This is a genomic window from Rhodococcus sp. P3_B8 (assembly GCF_056402775.1).
Map to the genome: position 1 here is coordinate 1 of NZ_JBFUGT010000449.1, position 4097 is coordinate 4097.

At 66.3% G+C, this 4097-nt stretch carries 4 protein-coding genes; 2 read left to right on the forward strand and 2 right to left on the reverse strand.

Annotated features, from left to right (window positions below; translation table 11 throughout):
- Together AC1D1G_RS42610 and AC1D1G_RS42615 are read right to left on the reverse strand one after the other, a co-directional pair.
- Window positions 1–1836 (reverse strand): transglycosylase domain-containing protein (locus tag AC1D1G_RS42610; RefSeq protein WP_477956640.1); only part of this gene is annotated, 1836 nt, incomplete at its 3' end.
- 164 nt (window positions 1837–2000) lie between these two features.
- Window positions 2001–2291 (reverse strand): hypothetical protein, encoded by a 291-nt coding sequence (locus tag AC1D1G_RS42615; protein WP_477956643.1) that lies wholly within the window; start codon window positions 2289–2291, stop codon window positions 2001–2003.
- Between the two features lie 297 nt (window positions 2292–2588).
- Here AC1D1G_RS42615 and AC1D1G_RS42620 point away from each other — a divergent pair, with 297 nt between their 5' ends.
- Together AC1D1G_RS42620 and AC1D1G_RS42625 are read left to right on the forward strand one after the other, a co-directional pair.
- On the forward strand, window positions 2589–2918 hold the full coding sequence (locus AC1D1G_RS42620; protein WP_477956641.1) for a VOC family protein: 330 nt from the start codon (window positions 2589–2591) through the stop codon (window positions 2916–2918).
- 483 nt (window positions 2919–3401) lie between these two features.
- Window positions 3402–4097 (forward strand): Hsp70 family protein (locus tag AC1D1G_RS42625; RefSeq protein ID WP_477956642.1); only part of this gene is annotated, 696 nt, incomplete at its 3' end.

Consider the following 4097-nt stretch of genomic DNA (forward strand, 5'->3'; position numbering starts at 1 on the left):
CATGTGCGATTCGGTGGTCCCGGTCTTGCCGGACATCGGCAGCTTCCACCCGGCGGCCGCGGCCGCGGCCGACGCCGTGCCACCGGGCAGGTCGTCCTTGCTGAGCGCGTTGGACAGGGTGTCGGCCAGGCCGGGATCGATGACCTGCTCGCAGGCTTGCTGGGTGAGGGGTACCGGCCGGCCCTCGCGGTCGACGATGGAGTCGATCGGAGTCGGTGGGCACCATTTGCCGTGCGAGGCCAGGGTCGCGGCGACATTCGACAGTTCGAGCGGATTGATCCACACCGGGCCAAGGGTGAACGACCCCAGATTCTGGTCCTTCTGCATGTCGGCCAGGCTCTGGTCTCCGAACCCGGAGGTGCCCGGTTCGGTGTAGGACCGCATGCCGAGGCGCACCGCCATGTCGACCGTCGCATCCACCCCGGTGGCCTGGAGAAGTTTCACGAACGCGGTGTTCGGGGACTGGGCGAGGGCGTCGGTGACCGCCAATGCCCGCGGATAGGGGGCGGCGTTCTGCACGCAGTAGGTCGCCGCCGGGCATCCGGGGGCGCCGCCGTCGCCCATCCCGCGGGCGTCGAACCGGCCGGGCACGTCGAGGATCGCGTTGAGCCGGAGCCCCTTTTCCATGGCCGCGGCGGTGGTGAAGATCTTGAACACCGATCCGGCGCCGTGCCCGGACAATGAATAGGGCAACTCCTGCACCGTCTCGGCGGCGGCAGCGTCCAGGCCGTAGTTGCGGCTGCCCGCCATCGCCAGGACCCGATGTTGGTCCTGGCCGGGCTGCACGACGTTCATCACGCTCGCGATGTCGGGGAGCTTCGGGTCGGCGTAGGTGGACACCGCCGACCTCACTGATCCCTGCACGGCCGGATCGAGGGTGGTGCGGATCAGGTAGCCGCCCTTCTCGAGCTGCTCCCGGGACAACCCGGCGGTCTGGAGGTACTGCAACGCGTAGTCGCAGAAGAACCCGCGGTCGTCGGCGGCGATGCATCCTCGGGGCAGATTGTTCGGTTTCGGGAGCACCCCGAGCGGCGTTTCCTTCAGGGCGCGGATCTCGGCTGCCCGGTCCGGAACATTCACGACCAGGGTGTCCAGGACGACATTGCGGCGCTCGAACACCCCCTCCGGGTTGGTGTAGGGGTTGAGTGCGGAGCTGGACTGCACCATGCCCGCGAGCATCGCCGACTGCGCCAGGTTCAGGTCCTTGGCATCGATGCCGAAGTACGTGCGAGCGGCGTCCTGTACCCCGAAGGAACCGTTGCCGAACGGCACCAGGTTCAGGTACCGGGTGAGAATTTCCTCTTTGGAGAGTTCCTGGTCGAGGGTCATCGCCATCCGGATCTCCCGGATCTTGCGGACCGGCGTGGTCTCGATCGCGGCACGGCGCTCGGCGTCGGTCTTGGCGACCACGTGCAGTAGGTAGTTCTTCACGTACTGCTGATTGATGGTCGAGGCACCCTGCTCGATCTGACCGCTGGTGGTGTTGGTGAAGAACGCCCGCATGGTGCCCTGCCAGTCCACCCCTTGATGTTCGCCGAACCGTCTGTCCTCGATGGAGAGAATCGCCAGTTTCATCTCGTTGGAGATCTGGTCGCTGGGGACCTCGAATCGGCGCTGGTCGTACAGCCAGGCGATCGGGTTCCCGGTGATGTCGGTCATGGTCGTCACCGCCGGCACCACCCCGTCGGCCAGTTCGGCCGAGGAATTACCGACGCTGTCGGCGGCACGGTTGGACGCGTACCCGAGCCCGGCGGCGACCGGGAACATCACCCCGGCCAGCATTATCCCCGCGGCCACGGTGGCGCCGGTGAGTTTGAGAACAATCTTGGAATGCACTTCGGCACCTCATTCCGACGGTGCACCGGCAACGAATCTACCGATGCTGAAACGACTATCGGGTCACGCGGCACGTCCGGTGAGGGATGTGGCGCCCAAGCCCGTGGCGGTCACGAGAGGGGAGTGGCGTCAGATCTGCTGGGACGGCAGCCGGTGCCTGCCTGTCACACCCGGAGCACACAGGTGCTGTTCCGCACGGGCATGGGTGACACGGCCGAGGTCGGTGACGGTGCCCGGGCGCGGACCAGCAGCGCCACCGGCCAGTTGACGGCGCCGCGCTCCGGGGCGCGGCCCGGCGCGAGCGCGTCGGCTCCGACGTCGGCTGGGAGCGTCTCGTGCGCATCGTCCACCGCGTTGGTGTGGCCGAACTGCAGGGCCATGYGCTCGACGGCGATCACCCCGAGCACGGTGAGCAGCGCCGTGCGCCGCCGCGAGGATTGCCGACCGCCACACACAGGGCTCAAGGTAACACCGATAGCGTGTTTCCTGCCCTGTTCCGGGGAGAGACCATCAAAGGCGCTGAACCGGTGGGCGATCCGCCGCCCGTCGGCCACCGCCAAAGCGAGGGGGAGACCCCTGGCAGAAGATGACGGACCGCGCGGAGTCCCGATCTGGAACCCCGTTGCGTCGATACGAGATGACGAATCATCACTTCCAGATCGGTCAGAAATCGAGAAGCGCCGGCCCCGAGCCGCGCATAACGTGGTCGTCATCGCCGAACGAGCGGCCGCYGCATAACGAAGGAGACGAACATGAGCCCCACAATCCGCAGCCTGGTGATCCCCGTATCCGACCTGGACGCCGCCAAGGCGGTCTATTCCGCGCTGCTCGGCGCACCTCACACCGACGAGGCCTACTACGTCGGATACAACGTGGACGGCTTCGAGGTCGCGCTGAATCCAGGTGACGGGGCCGCCGGACCGGTTGCGTTCGCCGACGTCGAGGATCTCGACGCGACCCGCGACACGCTGCTTGCCGCCGGCGCAACCGAGCGCRACGCTCCACGTCAGGTTGCACCCGAGACACGGATTTGCGTGCTTGCCGACGCTGACGGCAACCCGATCGGGCTGCGCGGCCGATAGACGTCGGCGTGGCCGGGCCCTCCCACGTGAATCGCGCGGGAGGGTGGGGCGAATCAGCGCACTCGTCCAGGACTGCTACGCGTAACCTCGGCCCGGTGGACGGGCACTTGGACTGCTTGTGTTCCTTGCCATTCGACGGCGAGCGGACTATCTCCTAAGCACCTCAGCGACGCGGCGGAGCAGTTGGGCGGATCCTGGCCATCGCCTGCGCGTGACTGTGACCCGGAAACCGCCTGCGGTGACTGTGACCCGGAAACCGATTCGATGACCGTGCAGACGTCGCACCGACACATCACTACCGATCATGACGAAATCCACCAGGCAAACACAGCAAAGGTTGAGCGTTCCACGCTCAATTCTTCGCCTTGACCTCGGTTTGGACCGGGGGGAAAATTGAGTCGATAACACTCAAGTTCGGTGGGTGTGACGACGAGCAGATCGACCGAAGGATCACGCCCACCCGGTGTGCTGCTGGAGGCGGTCATGGCTCGCGCGGTGGGAATCGATTTGGGGACCACGAACTCGGTGGTGTGCGTGCTGGAGGGTGGCGACCCGGTGGTGGTCGCCAACTCGGAGGGGGCGCGCACGACACCGTCGGTGGTGGCGTTCGCGAAGAACGGTGAGGTGCTGGTCGGCCAGCCCGCGAAGAACCAGGCCGTCACCAACGTCGATCGCACCATCCGCTCCGTCAAGCGCCACATCGGCACCGACTGGCATGTGGAGATCGACGGCAAGAAGTACAACGCTCAGGAGATCAGTGCCCGCACGCTCATGAAGCTGAAGCGCGACGCCGAGGCGTACCTCGGTGAGGACATCACGGACGCGGTGATCACCGTCCCCGCGTACTTCGAGGACGCCCAGCGTCAGGCCACGAAGGAAGCCGGCCAGATCGCCGGTCTCAACGTCCTGCGCATCGTCAACGAGCCCACCGCGGCCGCACTGGCCTACGGCCTGGACAAGGGYGACAAGGAACAGACCATCCTGGTCTTCGACCTCGGTGGCGGCACGTTCGACGTCTCGCTGCTCGAAATCGGCGASGGCGTCGTCGARGTYCGGGCCACGTCCGGTGACAACCACCTCGGTGGTGACGACTGGGACGACCGGATCGTGAAGTGGCTGGCCGAGAAGTTCAAGGCTCAGAACGGCATCGATCTGACCAAGGACAAGATGGCCCTGCAG